The 18,623-nt window shown below is 48.8% G+C and carries 11 protein-coding genes; 4 read left to right on the top strand and 7 right to left on the bottom strand.

What is annotated here, in order from left to right; all coding sequences use genetic code 11:
• Window positions 1–84: 84 nt before the first annotated feature.
• The 7 genes from HMPREF0645_RS03445 to HMPREF0645_RS03480 form a co-directional block, all read right to left on the bottom strand.
• Window positions 85–699: a hypothetical protein gene (locus HMPREF0645_RS03445; protein ID WP_007173467.1), complete on the bottom strand. Its 615-nt coding sequence runs from the start codon at window positions 697–699 to the stop codon at window positions 85–87.
• Window positions 700–834: 135 nt separating this feature from the next.
• On the bottom strand, window positions 835–1,740 hold the full coding sequence (locus HMPREF0645_RS03450) for a LysR substrate-binding domain-containing protein (protein ID WP_044123264.1): 906 nt from the start codon (window positions 1,738–1,740) through the stop codon (window positions 835–837).
• A 14-nt stretch (window positions 1,741–1,754) separates the two neighbouring features.
• The gene (locus HMPREF0645_RS03455; RefSeq protein WP_007173469.1) at window positions 1,755–2,252 is read right to left on the bottom strand and encodes a threonine/serine exporter family protein; all 498 of its coding nucleotides are present in this window, start codon (window positions 2,250–2,252) and stop codon (window positions 1,755–1,757) included.
• Window positions 2,253–2,328: 76 nt separating this feature from the next.
• Window positions 2,329–3,126: a threonine/serine exporter family protein gene (locus HMPREF0645_RS03460; protein WP_245543991.1), complete on the bottom strand. Its 798-nt coding sequence runs from the start codon at window positions 3,124–3,126 to the stop codon at window positions 2,329–2,331.
• 1,028 nt (window positions 3,127–4,154) lie between these two features.
• Complete coding sequence (locus HMPREF0645_RS03465) at window positions 4,155–4,397, bottom strand: hypothetical protein (RefSeq protein ID WP_007173472.1); 243 nt, start codon at window positions 4,395–4,397, stop codon at window positions 4,155–4,157.
• A gap of 1 nt (window position 4,398) precedes the next feature.
• Entirely contained in the window at window positions 4,399–6,705 is a 2,307-nt protein-coding gene (locus HMPREF0645_RS12955; protein ID WP_169305448.1) for a leucine-rich repeat domain-containing protein, read from the bottom strand.
• Window positions 6,706–8,122: 1,417 nt separating this feature from the next.
• Complete coding sequence (locus HMPREF0645_RS03480) at window positions 8,123–11,473, bottom strand: hemoblobin-interacting domain-containing protein (protein ID WP_007173477.1); 3,351 nt, start codon at window positions 11,471–11,473, stop codon at window positions 8,123–8,125.
• A 229-nt stretch (window positions 11,474–11,702) separates the two neighbouring features.
• On the opposite strand from HMPREF0645_RS03480, the gene HMPREF0645_RS03485 reads away from it, so the two are divergent.
• From HMPREF0645_RS03485 to HMPREF0645_RS03500, 4 genes are all read left to right on the top strand, one after another.
• Window positions 11,703–12,206 (top strand): hypothetical protein, encoded by a 504-nt coding sequence (locus HMPREF0645_RS03485; RefSeq protein ID WP_007173478.1) that lies wholly within the window; start codon window positions 11,703–11,705, stop codon window positions 12,204–12,206.
• Between the two features lie 75 nt (window positions 12,207–12,281).
• Entirely contained in the window at window positions 12,282–15,482 is a 3,201-nt protein-coding gene (locus HMPREF0645_RS03490; RefSeq protein ID WP_044123171.1) for a SusC/RagA family TonB-linked outer membrane protein, read from the top strand.
• 11 nt (window positions 15,483–15,493) lie between these two features.
• Window positions 15,494–16,975 carry a SusD/RagB family nutrient-binding outer membrane lipoprotein gene (locus tag HMPREF0645_RS03495; protein WP_007173480.1) on the top strand — a complete coding sequence of 494 codons (1,482 nt, stop codon included), beginning with the start codon at window positions 15,494–15,496 and terminating at the stop codon, window positions 16,973–16,975.
• The gene (locus HMPREF0645_RS03500; RefSeq protein ID WP_007173481.1) at window positions 16,963–18,378 is read left to right on the top strand and encodes a calcineurin-like phosphoesterase C-terminal domain-containing protein; all 1,416 of its coding nucleotides are present in this window, start codon (window positions 16,963–16,965) and stop codon (window positions 18,376–18,378) included. The genes HMPREF0645_RS03495 and HMPREF0645_RS03500 overlap by 13 nt, the downstream gene beginning before the upstream one ends.
• The last annotated feature ends 245 nt before the right edge of the window (window positions 18,379–18,623 follow it).

Consider the following 18,623-nt stretch of genomic DNA (forward strand, 5'->3'; position numbering starts at 1 on the left):
AGGAATGATGAGCGTCATCAGGATTCAAATCGGGATAACCCGCCTGCTACGCTTGCGCGGGCATCCTCGTCCTGACGACCGACGTTATTGACCGGCACGGGGCTCCTTTTTGGCCAAAAGCATCACCTGATAAACAAAGTCGGTGATCCACTTTTGGGAGAAACCCAACCGCTGGTTATACTTGCGAATGCCCATCACCGACTTGATGACACCCGCATCGCTGAAGTTGTTTTTCGTAAAGATGTCGTCCACGGTCTTCTCCGTCATGGTGTATAGGGCCTTCTTGAAAATGGAAGGTATGCGCAACTTGAACTTCATGAGGTTGCTGATAACCATCATCAATTCCTGCGAAAAATTCTGAAACTGTATCAGGTAAACCTGAGCGTCGGTTATCTTCTTGCAGTTCTTGCGCACACTCTGGTCTATCTCTTTAAAAAAATTGTCGTCGCAAGCATAGATTTCCTTCATCATCTTCTTGCAATGTGCCATCTCCCCCACGCCGAGCTTGTTGTTGCGGGTGGGCACGCGCAGTGTGGTCTTGAACATCCTGAGGTCGGGCAGCATAGCCAGGTTGGTAATGCCCAGTCGGGCGGCAAGCGCAGCCTGGAAGTATACACGCACCAAGGTCATGTAGTCTTGCATGCCACCGGTCTTTTCTTCCTGCGATTTATTTCTGAATAATTTTGATAATATTCCCATTCTTATTCCTTGTTTACAAACAAATGATACGGTTTGAATGGTTGCAAAATTAACACAATATCATGACAATCCAAAATTATTTCCCGATTTCCGCATTTTCTCTTGAATCGCACCGTAGCTGTGCAATTGCATTCCTCACAGCAGGTTGACCAACGAGGAATACTTCAGGATGGCTCTCGACTGACTTAAAAGGCGATAAAACTCGCGGGCGGAGTTCTTCACATAGGCCTGCCTGAGCTGGTGGATACATCCTTCCATGCCATCGTTGGCAATCTGTATGGGTATGGCCACCAGTCCGTCCTCGTCGTGGATGGAGGCCTCGGCCAGCACGGTGATGAGCTTACTCTGCCTAACGAGCTTCAACAAGATGCTCACATCGTTCAACTCGATTCTCACCTTGGGGTGCCCGGCCATGCCTATCGTTTCGTCAAACGTGTTGCGGGCCTGCAATCCACGCGCCGGAAGGGCCAGGTCATACATCATCAGGTCATCGGTTGTGATCGACTTCCGCTTGGCCAGCGGATGGGTGTCGCTCACCACCACCGACAGCCGGTTACCAAACAAGACGTGACTCTCGATCTTGTCGTTCATGACCGTTGGCTTGAACGCGAGCACAAAGTCCACCTCCCGCTGCTGTAGCATGTCCATCAGCTCGCCCATCGTCTTGTAATACACGTTCAGCCTCACGTTGGGATAGCGCTTCATAAACTCCAGTACGGTTTCGGTGAGCAACGGACTGAAGGAGAACGTCACGCCAATGTTGAGCTCGCCGGCCAGCATGTTTTTCAAATCTTCCATTTTCTGCACGCAGGCGTCGGCTTCGTTCACCACGCATCGCGCATAGCGGCGCAGCTGCATCCCGGCCTCGGTGAGCGATACTCCATGACTGTTCCGGTCGAACAGCACGGTATCAAATTCCTGCTCCAACTGCCTGATTTGCTGCGAAAGTGTACTCTGGGTAATAAACAATGCCTTCGAAGCTTCCGAAAAGTTCAGAAGCTCCGCCAATTTAAGAAAATACCTGATCTGCCTTAACTCCATAGTCACAACCGTCATCAATACATATTACGGGTCACGCGATAAGACATCCTGCTGAGAATAAAGATGGGCAAGGTGACGCCCAGCACCATTCCGAGAATATCAAACACACAGGTGAACCCATTGGATGTGCAAAGGTACAAATAATGGTTGAATAACTCCTCGTCCTGCGTAGACAAACACATCACCATTCCTTCCACCGTGCGATAGGCATACATCCCGGGAATCATGGGGAGCAACGAAGGAAACGAAAAGGTTTCGGGCGGGCACTTGGCCTTATTGGCCAACCCTACGGCCATAAAACCGATGACCAATGCTGCCACAAAACTGGCTACAATCAGGCTCTCCTGGTGATAGCCATTGTTCATCAGAACATATCTCACCCCATGCCCCGTGCCGGATATGAGTGCGCAATAGGGATAGGCGTTGCGTGGTGGATTGCTGATGCTCGCAAAACCTATACCGGCCAACGCGCCAAAGAAAGCATCCTGTAAAATACTAAGAATAAACATCATGATGATAACACTTCTTTTTCAATTGTCGCCGCGATGATTCTCACACGGCCTCTTGCCTGACTTATAACAGTCCCATTTAAAACATGCGGAGATTCATCAACAGGATGCCCGCAGCCAGTCCCACGGACAAACAGAATGTCAGTATCATGGCATTCATAAATCGGCTGAAGGACACGAGATACTGTCCTCGAATCATATCGCTGATGCTGTTGATATAGGGGATGCCCGGAATGAGATAAAGCACAGATGTGCCCAGAGCCACCTCGGGTGTGGAACCCAAGTCAAACACATAGCCTGCCGCACCGATCACCGCTGAGAAAAAGGCACACAGGATAAACACCACCTTGTCATCGATGTGCTCGTCGAGCAGCACTTGCTTGAAACGAAAGCCCGCAAACGTGGCCACAAACACAACGGTCATGGCCACCCCGTCGCCTCCAAACAGCCGGCAGAACGACATGTTGGCCAGCGAGGCCAGCAGCAACACGAGCCATTTGTTGGTGGGCGGCGCCGAGATGATACGGTCAAACTCGCGCTGTGCCCCCTCCTGAGTCACCCGCCCATCGGCGATGTTCCAACTCAGCTTGCTCAGTTGTGTGTTTTTGTAGAAACTGATACCCGTATGGGGCACCTTTTTAATATATACCTGCGTCTGACCCGTATTAGTGTCAGTATGGGTGAGATGAATACTTCCCGGCATGATCATCAGCTCGAGATTCAGATTCCACGCCCCCACCATACGGTTCACGTTTTTCTCAATACGTGTGCATGTGGCCCCACAGCCATAGAGCCAAGCTGCGTAATCGGCCAAAAACAGGCACGCATGAACAGGATTCAAGGTGTTCACCGGCATACAATTAGTCTTCCCAGTCATACATATCATACTCATCGGAGATCTCAAAAATCTTTTTGTTGCCTGCGTGCTTGCGCATTTTCACAGCCTCGTGTAAAACGAAAAACACAAAAAGAACAATGACTACTGCACTCCAAATAACGGCTTGACTTCCCATAATAACTTTGAATTTAATTTTTATTGTTTTGACACTGCAAAGTTACGCCAGTCGTCACAACACACATCGCCTTGGCTACGCAATGTTCCTATACCTGCAATCGCCAAAGCCCCTACCCCGAAAAGCGCTCTTCCCCTCCCCCATGTCCTTTCTGCCTTGGCGCATGTCCACCGCGCGCATCTCCGCGCCAACTCGCTCTCCTCCTCGCTATCAAGCCGATACGTCAACTTTCAACTCATGCTTGATATCGAAAACCAACCCGTCGTCCTTCCGCTCCCCCTGCCCGCCGCCTTACCTTACAATCAAAATTGCAACCTCCGGCTGTTGCAATTATAGATAGCAGCGATTGGGGAAGAGAAGAATGAAGAAAGAAGAGATAAGAGTTAAGAGGGAAGAGTGAAGAATCAGCGCGCAGCCAATTATGAATTATGACGAGTTGATGAGCTTGCGAATAATTATGAATTAGCAACGCGCAGCCAAATTGTGAATTAAGAATTATGAATTTTGAATTGAAAACTCCTCCGCACCGCTATGCGGTATCTTAGAATATACGGAGAATATCTTTTTTAAACAAAAAGGCTCATCGCAAAATATATTTGCGTTTGCTGCGCAAACAATATAAGAATATCACCAATACCTCTGCCTATCCGAGCCTAAATCGTTACAATTCGTAGGGGCGTGATTTATCACGCTCCGCCACAAAACACGAATGATGCCAAACGCAATCGGAGCGTGATGAATCACGCCCCTACGTGTGGCAACGAATTTGAATTACACCGCGCAGCCAAATTATGAATTATGAATTTTGAATTATGAATTAAAAAAAAAGTTTGGGAGGGAAACGATCAGTTTCCCTCCCAAACTTTTTTGTCATGGCTTCCGCCCGCGGGCTTTACCACCCATAGGTACCAAATGTTTCTGAGTCATCCCAGGTATTTTCTTCGTCCCACGAGTCGAAATCGCCCTGCCACTTCTTTCCATTGGCATCAAGGGCTCCAGGACTGTCTATTGGTATTTCGATAGCACTTCCCATTATAAGGTTGCTTGTAGCCATTTTAATGATTTCGGTGCGTGGCGAGAGGTAGGTGCGCCTGTCGCCGGCAGCGTTGCTTATATTCTTATCTTGTCTATTCATTTTATTTCGTCTTTAATGTTTTCTTACCCTTCATGATATATATGCCCGATGGCAGACTGTCGAAGTTGGTGCCTACATAGCGACCGTCCATGGTGTATATGCGCTGTACGTCTTGTTGTGCATCGGCATCTGTTGTCACATTACTAATGCCCGTAGGCTTGCTTTCCGAAAGCACCATGAACCGCTTGGCACCTGAAGTTCCCGGGATAAGATAAACAAAACCACGGAATGGAGGTATAGGATAACCTTCAGGCTTACCATTCTTCATTTGTCTCCATACATCAATCTCCTTCTTTCCTTCTATGGTATTCTTCTCTGCTATGTCCAGCACATAAGGTTGTTTATTATAATCTTCACCATAAATCTCAAAAGGAAACTTTTCAGTACTGCCACGGAAACTGAAGGACTGCCCAGGCTTGGTGGCGTCGAAGCCAATAGGCTTTAAACGTCCTCCTGCTCTTTCAAACTTATCAGTTGGTGACTTAGCTATATCCACGTTGTTTGCCGTAAATGCCTTAGAGTTAGAGTTGTTGCTGTTTGCATTCGTGATGCGCAGGAGATAAGGTTTGTTTGCCTCGAGCGTGCTGCCTTTTTCTATTGGCTGGAAAACATAGAATTCTGTACCTGAATCTAATGGGTAACCGTTAGGATAATCTGGAAAGTTTTCTAGGTCTGGCTCGTATGTGAAATAATCTTTATTGTACTGATAGTCCAACTTGTATGCGCTTATGCCGTCTGGTAATTTCACAGCGTATGGCAGGAAAATGGTGAAGCAGTGCTTGCCATCAGCAAACTTAGAGAAGTCGCGGTAAGAGGTCAGTGAGTTGTTATCTTCATTATAAAGGTAAAAATCTAATGGTTTATTATTGTACCCACGCGGTATATTGACTTTTTTAGTAGTCATATTGCATTTGTTGTAAACCGCTTGACTTGCTTTGATAACATAAGGGAACTCATATTCTGCACGATCCTGCAAGCTCAGCTTGGTACATGTACCGTCAAACTTGACAAAGTTCACGTCCTGACCTGCTGCAAAGGTGATGTCCGCTGCATCGGGAAGATAAACAACGGTGTGAGTTGGCAATCCTGCCGTGATAGTCTTGTTCGGATTGGTATCGGTGTTAAATGCTCGCGACAAATTTTTGAGGTAGTCTTCATTGCCAGATACCTGTTTCATGTTTCGCATGTCTATATATTCCAATCCAGGACAGCCTTCAAGAATTCCCGCACCAATCTTGCAGTTGGCACTGCCCTTCAAGGTAAATCCTGTCAGGTTGCTATTTCCTGCAAAGGCACCATCGCCTACTTCCTCAACTTGCTCTCCAATTACAAAATCACCTGACATAACGCCATTTTCGAAAGCCCTTGCGCCTATTTTCGTTACTACAGACAAGTCGTTGAAACTTTTGATACCCGTTTTTGCGAAAGCTCTTTCGTCTATGGAAGTCACAGAAGAAGGAATGACAAATGGATCTAAGCTTTCAAACGCTTTTTCAAACATGCCTGTAGGGATGGTTGTCGGACCTTCAGCCATACTTACTTTGCCGGTGAATTCTGTAAAGGATTCCACGCCCGAACGATAGTCTGTAACGGCAGGGTCGAGATTCTTATACATCGCTTTAATTGTGGCATCTGCTGTGGTTGCTTCACCAATCTTCGCTGTTGCAGGAATGGGTGTTGTTATATCAAATTTGCATCCTTTGAAAGCCTGATAGCCAACGAATGTTATATTTGAACACTCAAATTTTGACGTTGAAAAACATCCCTCAAAGGCTTGGGGACCTATGGCAGTTGAGCCTGGAATATCAATCGGCATATTTTTACTATCAAACTTCTTTACGGGGGTGGGCCTTTTTCTGGGCTTCAACTCAAAAGGCGCCAAATTGCTCTTATAGAAGGCGCGCCAACCGATGGTCTTAAGATTGGCTGGAAAATTCAATGTCATTACTCCACTCTGATAAAAAGCAGCATCCTCAATGGCTTCTATCGTTTCAGGAAGTACCATTTTTGTGATTCTTCTTTCATTGATGAATGCATTGGAGCCGATGGCTGTGACTGTCCAGTCCTTGCCATTATAGTTGACCTTTTCTGGAATAGTAATGGTGTAAATCTCTCCTGAATATAATTCGTAAGCACGTTCGTCTTTTATTGTTCGAACTTTATTGCCATTCATCACTGCATCTATCTCCAGCGTACTGTTGTAGCCGTGCAAATCGGGAGCGATAGTGAGATTATCCTCGGCACTTGTTGGCTCTAATCTTTTGGCTTCTGGAGTTGCCGCCCTTTCGCTTGCGTATGTCACTTTCACTGTATGGTTCGTGGCATCCACCACCTCATACCAAAGGATATCGACTTGGAACCTTTCGCCCACGTTCTGCGCGGTGATAGGCAGAGCTGTTATCATCAGCAACACAAACGCAAACCATGCGCTGCGAAGCTTTGTCTTGTTGTTGTATTCTTTTCTCATAAACTTAAATAATAATTATGTTGTTGTATTTTATACAGTTGGATAGTGCGCTCACGATGCTACACATGACTTACAGCATAAGTCATGTGTACGAATTTATGCCCGCCAAAAGGGTAAAGGGCAGTGCGCGGAACATGTTTTTGTGAACTAAAGTGAAGAAATCGGGACGAGTAGCAACGTTTCTTAACGCTACCACGTCAACATGCGCATCATGTTGTCTGCGTGCAAATACCTGTGTAAGACCTATTTGATGCATTCCCTGATTAATTTTCATAATTCGAGACAAAGATACGCTAAAGTATTGACCCAACAAAACTTTTCCCTGCTTTTTTTTCGTTCATTTAACCTATAACCTAATTCACAATTATTCGCAAGCTCATCAACTCGTCACAATTTTCAATTCACAATTAGCTGGCGCGGTGTAATTCAGAAATCGTAGGGGCGTGATTCATCACGCTCCGCTTGCGTTTGGCTTCACTCGTATGTGAGGCGGAACGTGATAAATCACGCCCCTACGAAATGTAATGATTTAGACCCGGATAGACAGAGGTATTGGTGATATTCTAATATTGTTTGCGCAGCAAACGCAAATATATTTTGCGATGAGCTCTTTGTCCATGAAAAGATATTCTCCAGATATTCTAAGATTCGGCGAAGCCGAGAGGAGGTTATAATTCATAATTCACAATTCATAATTCATAATTGGCTGCGCGCTGATACTTCACTCTTCTCTCTTAACTCTTCATTCTTCCCTCTTTGCTGCTTCTCAAAAATGTAAAATCGTATGACAAAAAAACCGGTGATGACTTTCAGGTCATCCAGCGAAAAATGCGCCATGTTTCTGCGGTAAAAACCAACCTGGATGAGTGGAAAACCTCAAGTGTGTTGTGATTGATACGCAATGATGATGCGACTTGGACTTGAAGGCCACGCGGCGAAGGCTCAATCATCGGATGAATAAGCTTTAACCGTACTGCGATTCGATAGTCAATCGCAGATGTTGAAACGGATGCCACGAAGGGCGGCTTACTAAACGGCTGATTGTTAGGGCACTACGAATTACGCGAATTTCTCGAATTTCGGAGCGGAGAGGGTGGTGTTTTCAAATAATCGAAAAATAGAGGGGTGGTTGTCAAAAAAACAAACCTCATATTTGTTTCAAAATTGGGGTCGCAAGGGATTAAAAAAAGTGTTCTCGATGGAAACAGGATATCCTGTTTCCGCCGAGAACACATGGAGAAGTATGAGCACTTTGGGCTTAGAGTCGTATTTTGATATTTAGGGGTTTTCCGTTCTGGTCAAGCCATGAGACGATAACCATTTGCCTGGCCATACCCTCGAGGGATATCCGGTTGGCGCCTGTCCTGACCCGTCGCTCTGTCAACAATCTTCCATCGGCCGAGATGACGCGTAGGGTTCCTTCGTGCACCGCATCAAGGGAGAGCGTGCGGGTCGCAGCATCGTATTGCCAACTGCTCTGCTGCTCAGTTGACCTGATACCAGTTGTCGAGAGCGCCAAGGTGTTGTCCTGCCATCCCTTGGCCTTAATGACAACCACAGACGCGTTGCTGCCAAGCTCCGGCGCACTAATGACGAGGTGCCCATTGTCTATGGAGTAACTGCCGACGGGCATCTCTCTGCCGTCCACCAAGATACTGCTGATCGAGTCTCGCCATGCCTTGCTGTCCTCAAAGCTCATGGCTATCCGTCCATCGTTGTACGACTCTAATGTCAACAGTGGTGCTTTCGCAATGGACAGATGGATGGTGTTTGAAACCGCATCATAACTGTCGTTGATGTAGAGAGACACGTCATAGTTGCCTACGGGGAGCTTGCCTGCGGGGATCGTAATCGTACCATCAGTGGCACTGTAGGTGTAGAAAAAGCCGTCGAGTTCGTCAATTCCCACCTGCTTTCCCTCACGGTAGAAACCGATCCAGTCTTTCGGCGTACCTGGTCCGTCGGCATAGTCTATTTTGATGTCATCGCCGGGCAAGTAGTTGTCCTTGTGCGATGCAACAGAGGATATCTCGCTGCCCACTGAGAAGTACTGCCGTTCAAACGGCTCGAAATATTTGCCACGGCTGAAATAGGAGATGAAATAATATCCCTTGGGCAGACTGTAGGCAAAGCCACTGCCGGTAGCGAGCGTGATGAGTCCGTCGGACACTCCCCGGTCAACGTATGACCACGAGTCGCTCAGGTCCGTTCCGTTGCCCGGCGTTTCGCCCATTCTGTAGACGCCAAACCAGTCGTCTCTCAGAGCGGGTGCATTCGTATAGGTCACACGAACAGGTTCTCCTTCTTTATAGACCTTCTTGTCGATGTTGTATTTCAGCTCTGCGCCCACAAAGAATTTGATTCTTGGCGCAGCCTCCTTATATCCTCCGTCCCGGAACAACACCGCGAAATACTCATCGGCACTGGACAGGGTAAACTTCAGCGTGCCGCTCACACCTGTGGTATACGCCCATGTAACAGACGGGATGGGACCGGGCACCTGACCCTTGCGGAAAATCCCTATCCAGGCATTCTTGCCCACCGGCGCATAGTTGTAGCTCACGGTGAATTCCTGGCCCACATCAACGCGCTTCACATCCATCGTGATCACGGGGTCGCCATCGATGCTACCCTTGACCGTGAATTTCTGAACGTCGGACCATTCAGACCACTCCAGGTTTGCATCGCGGTAGCGCACCCGGACATAGTTCACGCCGTTCTTAATGCCATTCTCCGGAATGGTGAGCTGTGTGATGTCCACGTTTTCGTTGATATCGAGGGGGATGTGGAGCGGCGAATGGGTGGAACCGTAGAGGTTTTCTACGTCGCGGATGTTGTCAACGACAATCGACGAGAAGTCCTCGGTTGTGGAGATTTGATATTCCACGGTGTTGAGCGAGTCCTTTCCCGCTGAAACATATGGACTTCCCTTGAACGTATAGGGCAGCGTTACCGTCTCGTCTACAGGTGCCAGGCTGGGCTTTTGTGGCGCAGGCTGACCGTACTGACGATGGAACGTATCAATAAGGAGATTATCCCTCACGATATCCTTGTTGCCGATGGCGTAACATTCTGCCGTCATCTTTGGCTCATCGTCGTAGGTAAACTCCAATATCTGGTAGCCCCAATAGTCGATGGTCTTCTGCACATCGTCAAAATCTTGCTCAGACGACATTCCCCAGAGTTGGTTCCAGGATGCTCCGCCGTTGATGATGTGGTAGAGCGGCGCCTCCGGCTTCTGTCCGCGATGATAGAGGTGATGATGCCCGCCAAAGTTAAGCACGTGTTTGCCCGTGGTGTTCAGGATGGGCACAGCCTCGTTGCGCACCCATGCAGAGATGTCGCCGATGTATTGTTCTGCCTGAATGGGTCTGTGGTTCACGCTGATGATGAAGTCCACCGTTTCGTCAGCCTTGGCCTCATCAGCCACCTTTTTCACCCAGGACTTTTGCGCGTTTCCGGCGTGCTCAGTGCTCAGGCATACAAAAAGCACCCGTCCGACCTGATAGGCATAGTAATTCTCCGTGCCGCTTGTTACTCCCCGATACGAAAGATTCTCGTAGTGATAGTGTGCCGCATAGTTTTTCATGCCTGGGTCGCTATAGGTCTCATGATTTCCCACCACCGTCATCGTGGGGAGATAGGGCGACAGGAGCTTCGACTTGTAGACATGTATTTGCTCGTATTGTTGCAGCGTGCCGGCATCCACCTGGTCGCCGACATTCATAATCATCTGTATGTTCTCGGCAACGTCGCCATAGCGTTCTTCCACCTTTCTCTTCGCAGCCTGGAAGAGCCATTCGTATCCGCTTCTCGACTTGATCTGATGATCGCCCATAAGCAGGATGCGCATTTTCTGCTTGCTGCCGATAACCGGGGGCGTGTGGAAGCGATAGGTTTCCGGCGAGCCTCCGGCAGTTATTTTATAGCTGTAGGTGGTGTTGGGCTGCAAGCCCTTGAGTTCCACCGAGTGCCAGTAGTAGTTTACACCCATTTTCTCGGCTGTTCCCTCCGCTTCCTTATCCAGTGGTTGTATGCCATAGCTCACCTTCGAGGGTTGCAGGGTGCTGGTGCGCCAGGTAACCCATACTGAATTGGCCGTCACGGTCTGCAGAACCGGTTGTGAATATTCGACGTGGTCTGGAGGAAGCACCGTGAGCCTGTGGGCCGTATAGAGTGGTCTCCCATCACGCTCGCCGGTCTGTTCATAATAGATGTCAGCCTTGGTCCGCATGGCTCCGGCGAGAAAGATTTCCTGTCCCTCGCTGATGGTATGGTCCTCGACCTTATCCACCTTTCTATAGACTTGTATGGCGTAAGAAAGTGTGTCGTTGTGCCCATCCTCAAAAAGGCGGACGGCACTCAGCTTCCCGTCCTGCGCCAGAAATGACGATTGCAACATGATGGTTCCCGTGCCTTGTCCTGACATAATTTTGAAACCATGGGGCGACAGCCACCTAACAGATCGGACACCCTCTGTCGGTACCGTGAAGTTCATCGTTTCGCTCATCCCCATCGTCTTGGTGTCGACAAGTTTTGCAGGAGCATAAGCTTGAAACCTTAACAAAACAGCGAGTAGCAGTACTACTCCTTTGTAAAATTCTCTCATCGTTGTTATTTTTAAAATTGTACTGCAAAATTATCATCACCATGTAACACTGCTATTAAGCAGTAATGACAAAGCCATGAAAAAAGCAGAAGTGATTCCGAGACAAGGATCACACGAAAGGGTTGTTCAAACAGCTGATAACAGTGTTGTCATTTCATCTTCATTCGCCTGAAACAACTTAGAAATACGTAATGTCTAAATTTGCACCGAACATCAAAAATAGGAAAAAATGAGAAAAGTATTATTTGTATTGTCAACTCTGATAGTTGCCTTCAACCTTCATACCTTTGCCGCAGGCAAGAATGGCAAAGAAGCAGAAGCTCTCCGTTTTGAATTCTACGAAGTGCTGTCGACACCTCCCTCCGAAGAGCTTCAGCATATAGAGACCGACGAAATAGAGAGCAAGCTGTCGGCCTATTTTGAAGACAAGCTGAAAGACTGTACGTTCGTGCGCGAGAATATGATACCGGGCGAGACGCTCCAGCGCACCGTGACGCGCAAGGTGAACATTTACAATGCCGTGAAAAACATTCACAAGAACCTAATGAAAGTTGTAAGGAACAACCAAAACCAAAGAAAAATGGCAAGTGAAACACTCGAAAGAGTGACAAGGGTGGCCATCTCGGCATTCTATGATGACAACAGTGAGGCGTTTGAAGAAACTCTGTACGCCAACCGCAAGGATTACAAAAAACTGATCGAGCTGTTTAACAACGTTGTATTGAAATCGTAACATCATACGAGGGCTGAAACCTCAAGGTTCAGTCCTTTTTTATTGTCTATTCATTAATTCTTAGTTTATACAGAAATGAGAAGATTATTTATGTTGCTTGGTTTTGTGGTCTGCCTGTTGTCGGGTCGGGCACAGAACGTAACCGTTACCGGGCAGATTACCGATGGGAAGGACCCCATCATCGGCGCGACCGCGCAGGTGGTGGGAACGTCTGTCAAAGCCATTACAAACATTGATGGGAATTATACCATCCAAGCTCCTGCTCGTTCCACAATACTATTTACTTACGTAGGATTTATTCCTGTGAAAAAGAAAGTGGGCAGCCAAGACCAAACGCTGAACATCAAGCTGTCGGAAGACCTGCAGCAAATGGACGAGGTGGTGGTAACCGCACTGAACATCAAGCGCAACCGACGTTCGCTCGGATACTCCACCCAACAAGTAGACAATCAGGACCTGAAAGTGGGCAATGAGACGAACGTGCTCAACCAGCTGACCGGTAAGGTGGCGGGCGTACAGATTACGGCAGGCAACAGCGGTGCAGGCAGCACCAGCCGGGTGGTGATACGCGGAGAGAGTTCACTCAGCACCAACAACCAACCACTGTTTGTTGTCGACGGCGTGCCTATCGAAAACAACAACTACTCTCTTCTTGCCGGAACACCACAGCAAATAGACTATGGTAACGGAGCCGGATCGCTGAATGCCGACGACATTGCCAGCGTAACGGTGCTGAAAGGGGCCAACGCTGCAGCTTTATATGGTTCGCGCGCTGCCAACGGGGTTATCCTGATCACAACCAAGAACGGTGGCGGCAAAGACAAATTCAAGGTAGAATTCAACAGTACCACTACTTTTGAAAACGTATCCCGACTGCCCAAATACCAAGACAAATACAGCCAGGGACTGAACGGCATATTCGAATATTGGGATGGTGCCAATGGCCGGGGTGGCCAGGATCATCAGGACATGTCATGGGGCAGGGAGATGGACGGATCGTTGGTTCCACAGTACGACTCCCCCTCTACGGGTCCCAACGGTGAACAGCTGCGTGGTGGCGACGTGCTGGCACGCAACGGGGCAGAAATCACTCCCACTCCACTTGTACCACATCCGGATAACGTGAGAGATTTCTTCGAAACCGGTGTGACGCAAAACACAAACATCGCACTCAGTGCGAACAACAACAGGGGGAGCTACCGACTCTCTTACACCAACCTCTACAGCAAGGGGGCCATCCCCAATGTGGACCTGAAGCGCAACACGTTCAGTCTCAACACAACCTACGACTTTACCGACCGCTTTCATGCCAGAGCCGTCGTAAACTATATCAATGAGCACAGCAACAACCGGCCGAGCACAGGCTATGGGCCAGAAAACCCAATGTATATGTTTGCCTGGTGTGCGCGCAACATGAATATTGATGCTGAACGCGAATATTGGCAACGGGGATACGAAGGACTGAAGCAGTTTCACACGAACAGCGGATGGAACGACAACCCCTTCCTCATCATGTATGAGAACACCAACGGCTTTGACAAAAACCGCATGTATGGCAACATCATGCTCAGCTATGACCTGCTGCCCAACCTTACGCTGACGGCACGCACGGGTATCGACTATTCCAACGAGCTGAGGCAGGGCAAGCGTGCCTACAGCACCCAGCGTTTCCCAACGGGTGCCTATAAGCGTGAAAATGTATATTTCTCGGAATGGAACAGCGACGTGCTGTTGCAATACACCACAACCCTGTCGCCCGTTCTTTCGCTGGATCTGACAGGAGGCTTGAACAGCATGGTTCAGAAAAACCGATACGATTACGGCTTTGCCAACGGACTGTCGGTACCCGGAGTCTACAATCTGGGCAACGCATCGGGCATTGTCAACTACATTGAGAGAGATTCTAAAAAGCAAATCAACAGCGTGCTTTTCACCGGGCAGCTATCCTACAAGGACATTCTCTTTCTCAACATCACGGGACGCAACGACTGGTCGAGTGCGCTTACCCGAACCGACGGGTCGGGACACAACTCCTATTTCTATCCCTCCGTCAGCCTCAGCGCGGTGCTGAGCGATATGATTAAACTTCCCAAGGCCATCAACTATTGGAACATCCGTGCAGGCTATGCAGAGGTAGGCAGTGACACCGACCCCTACCGATTGGAAAAAGCCTATGCCTATGCGACAAAATACGGATCTGTCGCCAGTATGGTGCTGCCAACAACATTGAGAGATGCCGACCTGAAGCCAGAGCGCATGCACTCCTGGGAGATTGGCAGCGACATATCGCTCCTGAACAGCAGAATAGGACTGAACCTCACTTACTACAACACACTTAACAGCAATCAGATTGTTGTGCTGCCCATTTCGGCCACCACAGGCTACACCACCCGTTATGTCAATGCCGGCGAAATACGCAATCAGGGTATCGAGGCCACGCTCTCACTCGTTCCGTTGCAGATGGGAAACTCCCTGACATGGCAAAGCAGGTTCAACTTCTCGCGCAACGTGGGCAAGGTGGAAAAGCTTGCGGAAGGCTACGACCAATATGTCTACTCCTGGAGCTCACCCTATGACGGCGTGGACTCCAAGGTCTATGCCATTGCCAAGGAGGGCGGACACATGGGCGACATCTACGGCACCGGATTCAAGCATACCGAGGATGGAAGCATCATCGTGGACAACAGTGGTCTGCCCGTGCCCGACCCGACACTCGTGAAGCTGGGCAACTACAACCCCGACTTTATCCTGGGGTGGTGGAACAAAATAACATATAAAGATTTCAACCTGCAATTCCTGTTCGACTGGCATCAGGGTGGCGAGTTCGTGAGCAGGACATACGGCATGTGTATGGAGTCGGGCGTGTTGAAAGACACAGAAGACCGACGCCCCGAAAAAATGGTTGTCGACGGTAAGGTCTATGATAAGGCCACACAATCGTACATACAGAACACCAAACAAGTGTCGCCACGCGACTATTACCGCAACCTGTATCGTCGCTTCCATGAGACGCAGTTGACATTCCCCGCAACGTTCATCAAGTTGCGCGAACTGAGCTTCGGCTACACCTTCCCGTCTGTTTGGTTCCGATCAACGCCCATCCGTCAACTCGGTGTTGATATCGTGGTTCGCAATCCCTGGATGTGGACGAAAGGACAGAACACCGTAGACCCGGAAGTTGTAGACTATAAAAACGGCAGAATCACACCGGGCGTGGAGGAAATGTCGTATCCGTCAACGCGAAGCATCGGTTTCTCTATTCACGTAACCCTCTAATTTTATAACGTATGAAACTACATATCAAAAACAGCATATCCACCCTATCCGCTGCGGTGCTTATCGTAGCGAGCACAGTAACAGGCTCGTGTACAGACGATTTTGATAACATCAACCGAGACAACAATGTTCCTACTTCAGGAAATTTCTCCTTGCAACTCAATGCGCAGCTACGCTCCATTACGTTCGGACAATTCGATTTCAACAACGGGGCCTTGCTGGCACACCAAATTGGCAAGACCAACTACAACGAGATTGCCCAGTATTCGTTTGGTACAGCGGAATATCTTTGGAACTCGCTCTACCAGAATTTGGTGAACATTGACGACATGATCAACATGGCCAAAAAACAGGAACAGCCCTCCGCCGAGGCCATCGGATATATTCTGAAAGCTTTTTGCAGCTCACAGCTGACAGACCACTGGGGCAACGTGCCCTACAGCGAGGCCATGCAAGGAAGCAAAAATGTCTATCCCAAATATGACGAACAACAAGACATCTATACCGGTGAGGAGGGTATCATCAGGTTGCTTCAACGCGCCGATGTCCTCTTGGCAACCAGCAAAGATCAGCTGCCCTCCGACATCATATACGAGGGCAACCGGATGAAGTGGCGCAAATTGGCCAATTCCCTCCGCCTGCGTTATCTCATCCGCATCAGCAATCGCATGCACGATGTCCGGGTTTTTGATGTCAAGACACAAATTGCGGACTGCATGTCGAAGCCACTGATGGAATCGAACGAAGACAACTTCCAGCTGAAGTTTCTCTCCGATGCCTCCAACAGATGTCCCATTTTCAACCTCCGTTCAGGGGAGTTCGAGGTGATACGTATGAGCAAGGAATTGGCTGATGCGATGAATGCCCACAATGACCCACGAAAGCACGTCTGGTTTCAACCTACCCCAAATTCGGCGGCCTCCGGCAAACCGATATATGACGGCGTGCCCAACGGATGCTCGAGCACAACGCTGCAAGAACTGAACATCACCCAAAACAATCTCTCGGAACTCGGAAAGATATTTACCCGCCCCGACGCAGTCTATGCGGTGGTGATGAATGCCGCCGAGGTGAAGTTTCTCCAGGCAGAAGCGATTGCACGGAAATGGGCTGTCGGTGATGCCGGAAAACTCTATACAGAGGGCATCACGCTCTCCATGAGGCAATGGCAGATTGGCGATTCAGACATCCAAAGCTATCTGAACAATCCTCAAAACAAATATCAAAGCAGCAAGTCGCTGGAGATGATTATGAAAGAGAAGTGGCTGGCCAACTTCCTCGTGGGCTACGAGGGGTGGTACGACTTTAAGCGCACAGGACTGCCCAAACAGAAAATGCCCATGGACAACCGCAATCCCGGGGGTGCAAGCCAGATTCCGTCGCGATTCTATTATCCTGAAGCCGAGCAGGCTGTGAACAAACAACAATATGACGCCGCAATACAGGCGCAAGGGGGTACTGACAATACAAATACAAAGTTATGGTGGGAATAAAACGCTTGACAGCTACATTGGCAATGGCTGGATGCTTTGCTCTTCTATCGGGCAAAGTCGTTACCGGCCACGTGAGAACAGGCAAGACACCCATGGCCGACATCATCGTTACCGACGGTCTTCACTTTACTTATACAAAAAGCGACGGGTCGTACAAATTGGATGCTCCCGAGGACGCTAAGTTTGTATATCTGATAACGCCCAAGGGATATGTGGCAGATTACTCCTCAGGCGTGCCTCAGTTTTACCAACGAATCGGGGAGGCTGAAGAAAGCCACGACTTCGAGCTGTACCCGATGAAGGGCAACAGCGACAAGACTCTCATGATAGCATCCTCCGACCCGCAGTTGGACACCGATCACGATGTTGGCCGCTTCTTCAACGAAACGCTGACAGACATGCAGCAAGTACTGAAAGAATATGCCGACCGACAGCAGGCCATGTTCGTGGCCGGCGACCTCACATGGGATGTGTATGGCAAAAACAAACTTATCAAGCAATATGCCCAAAAGTTAGGCATACCCCTTTATCCCGTGATAGGCAACCACGACTACGATAAATATGTGACACCCGGCAGCGGCGCAAACTATGCCGCTCCCTATGAAGACGACTTCGGCCCTACATACTACGCCTTTCAGTTCGGAGATACCTATTATGTAGTGCTGAACGATATCAAGTTTGAAGGCCACAAGCGATACACTTACAGCATTCAGCAAGGGCATCAGATGGAATGGCTGAAAACGTTGCTGAACGTCGTGTTCCAACAAGACAACAATGTGTTCATCGTAGCGCATGCACCTATATGCCGACCCGGGGGCACGAAACTGCTGGTAGACGGAGCTGAGGAGCTGAAAACCATGCTGGCACGCAAGCCCTTCCGCGCGAGCTTCTTTACCGGGCATACCCATATCAACGACGTGACCTATGTGGGCAATGACATCTGGGAATATAATCTTGGAACCATGTGTGGCTACTGGTGGACAAGCAACTACAGCGGCGACGGCACACCAAATGGATATAAGCTGATTCTTGCAGACGGCAAAGAGTGGCAACAGGTGTACAAGTCGACAGGCTGGCCGTTGGAAAAACAGTTTCAGATTTATAAGCCGGGGCAGATAGCCGAACGTCCCAACGCCGTATGCTGCAAGATTTGGAATTATGACTCTCGCTGGCAGCTGCGATGGTATGAGGACGGAAAGCTGATGGGTGGAATGAACCAGTTCTACAGCTTTGCACCGGAATACCTGCAGTTTTTGGACGGTCGCTTAGCCACGGCCGACTATACGCCCATACGCAGTAATCACTTCTTCTCCTGTAAGCCAAGCAATACGGCCAGGGCGATCAAAATGGAGGCAATCGACCCATACGGAAACGTGTACAAAGACTCTGTACTCCTAAAATGATAGCCTGCTGATGTCATTACGAACTGGCATATGTTTAGAGGCGTGGTAAAACCACGCCTCTAACTTTTTTTCACCAATTGCCAATTGTGACGAGTTGATGAGCTTGCGAATAATTGTGAATTGTGAATTATAAACTCCTCCACTCGGCTTCGCCGAATCTTAGAATATCTCGAGAATATCTTTTCATGGACAAAACGCTCATCGCAGAAAATCCTTACGTTTGCTACGCAAACAATATTAGAATA

This window comes from Hallella bergensis DSM 17361, from assembly GCF_000160535.1.
In the GTDB taxonomy this organism is placed as follows: Bacteria; Bacteroidota; Bacteroidia; order Bacteroidales; family Bacteroidaceae; genus Prevotella; species Prevotella bergensis.

What these genes read in the sequence shown, in the direction of transcription:
- HMPREF0645_RS03480 (WP_007173477.1), bottom strand. Translation starts at nt 11,473, where the DNA reads ATGAGAGAATTTTACAAAGGAGTAGTACTGCTACTCGCTGTTTTGTTA.
- HMPREF0645_RS03460 (WP_245543991.1), bottom strand. Translation starts at nt 3,126, where the DNA reads ATGACTGGGAAGACTAATTGTATGCCGGTGAACACCTTGAATCCTGTT.
- HMPREF0645_RS03455 (WP_007173469.1), bottom strand. Translation starts at nt 2,252, where the DNA reads ATGATGTTTATTCTTAGTATTTTACAGGATGCTTTCTTTGGCGCGTTG.
- HMPREF0645_RS03495 (WP_007173480.1), top strand. Translation starts at nt 15,494, where the DNA reads ATGAAACTACATATCAAAAACAGCATATCCACCCTATCCGCTGCGGTG.
- HMPREF0645_RS03485 (WP_007173478.1), top strand. Translation starts at nt 11,703, where the DNA reads ATGAGAAAAGTATTATTTGTATTGTCAACTCTGATAGTTGCCTTCAAC.
- HMPREF0645_RS03445 (WP_007173467.1), bottom strand. Translation starts at nt 699, where the DNA reads ATGGGAATATTATCAAAATTATTCAGAAATAAATCGCAGGAAGAAAAG.
- HMPREF0645_RS03500 (WP_007173481.1), top strand. Translation starts at nt 16,963, where the DNA reads ATGGTGGGAATAAAACGCTTGACAGCTACATTGGCAATGGCTGGATGC.
- HMPREF0645_RS03465 (WP_007173472.1), bottom strand. Translation starts at nt 4,397, where the DNA reads ATGAATAGACAAGATAAGAATATAAGCAACGCTGCCGGCGACAGGCGC.
- HMPREF0645_RS03450 (WP_044123264.1), bottom strand. Translation starts at nt 1,740, where the DNA reads ATGGAGTTAAGGCAGATCAGGTATTTTCTTAAATTGGCGGAGCTTCTG.
- HMPREF0645_RS03490 (WP_044123171.1), top strand. Translation starts at nt 12,282, where the DNA reads ATGAGAAGATTATTTATGTTGCTTGGTTTTGTGGTCTGCCTGTTGTCG.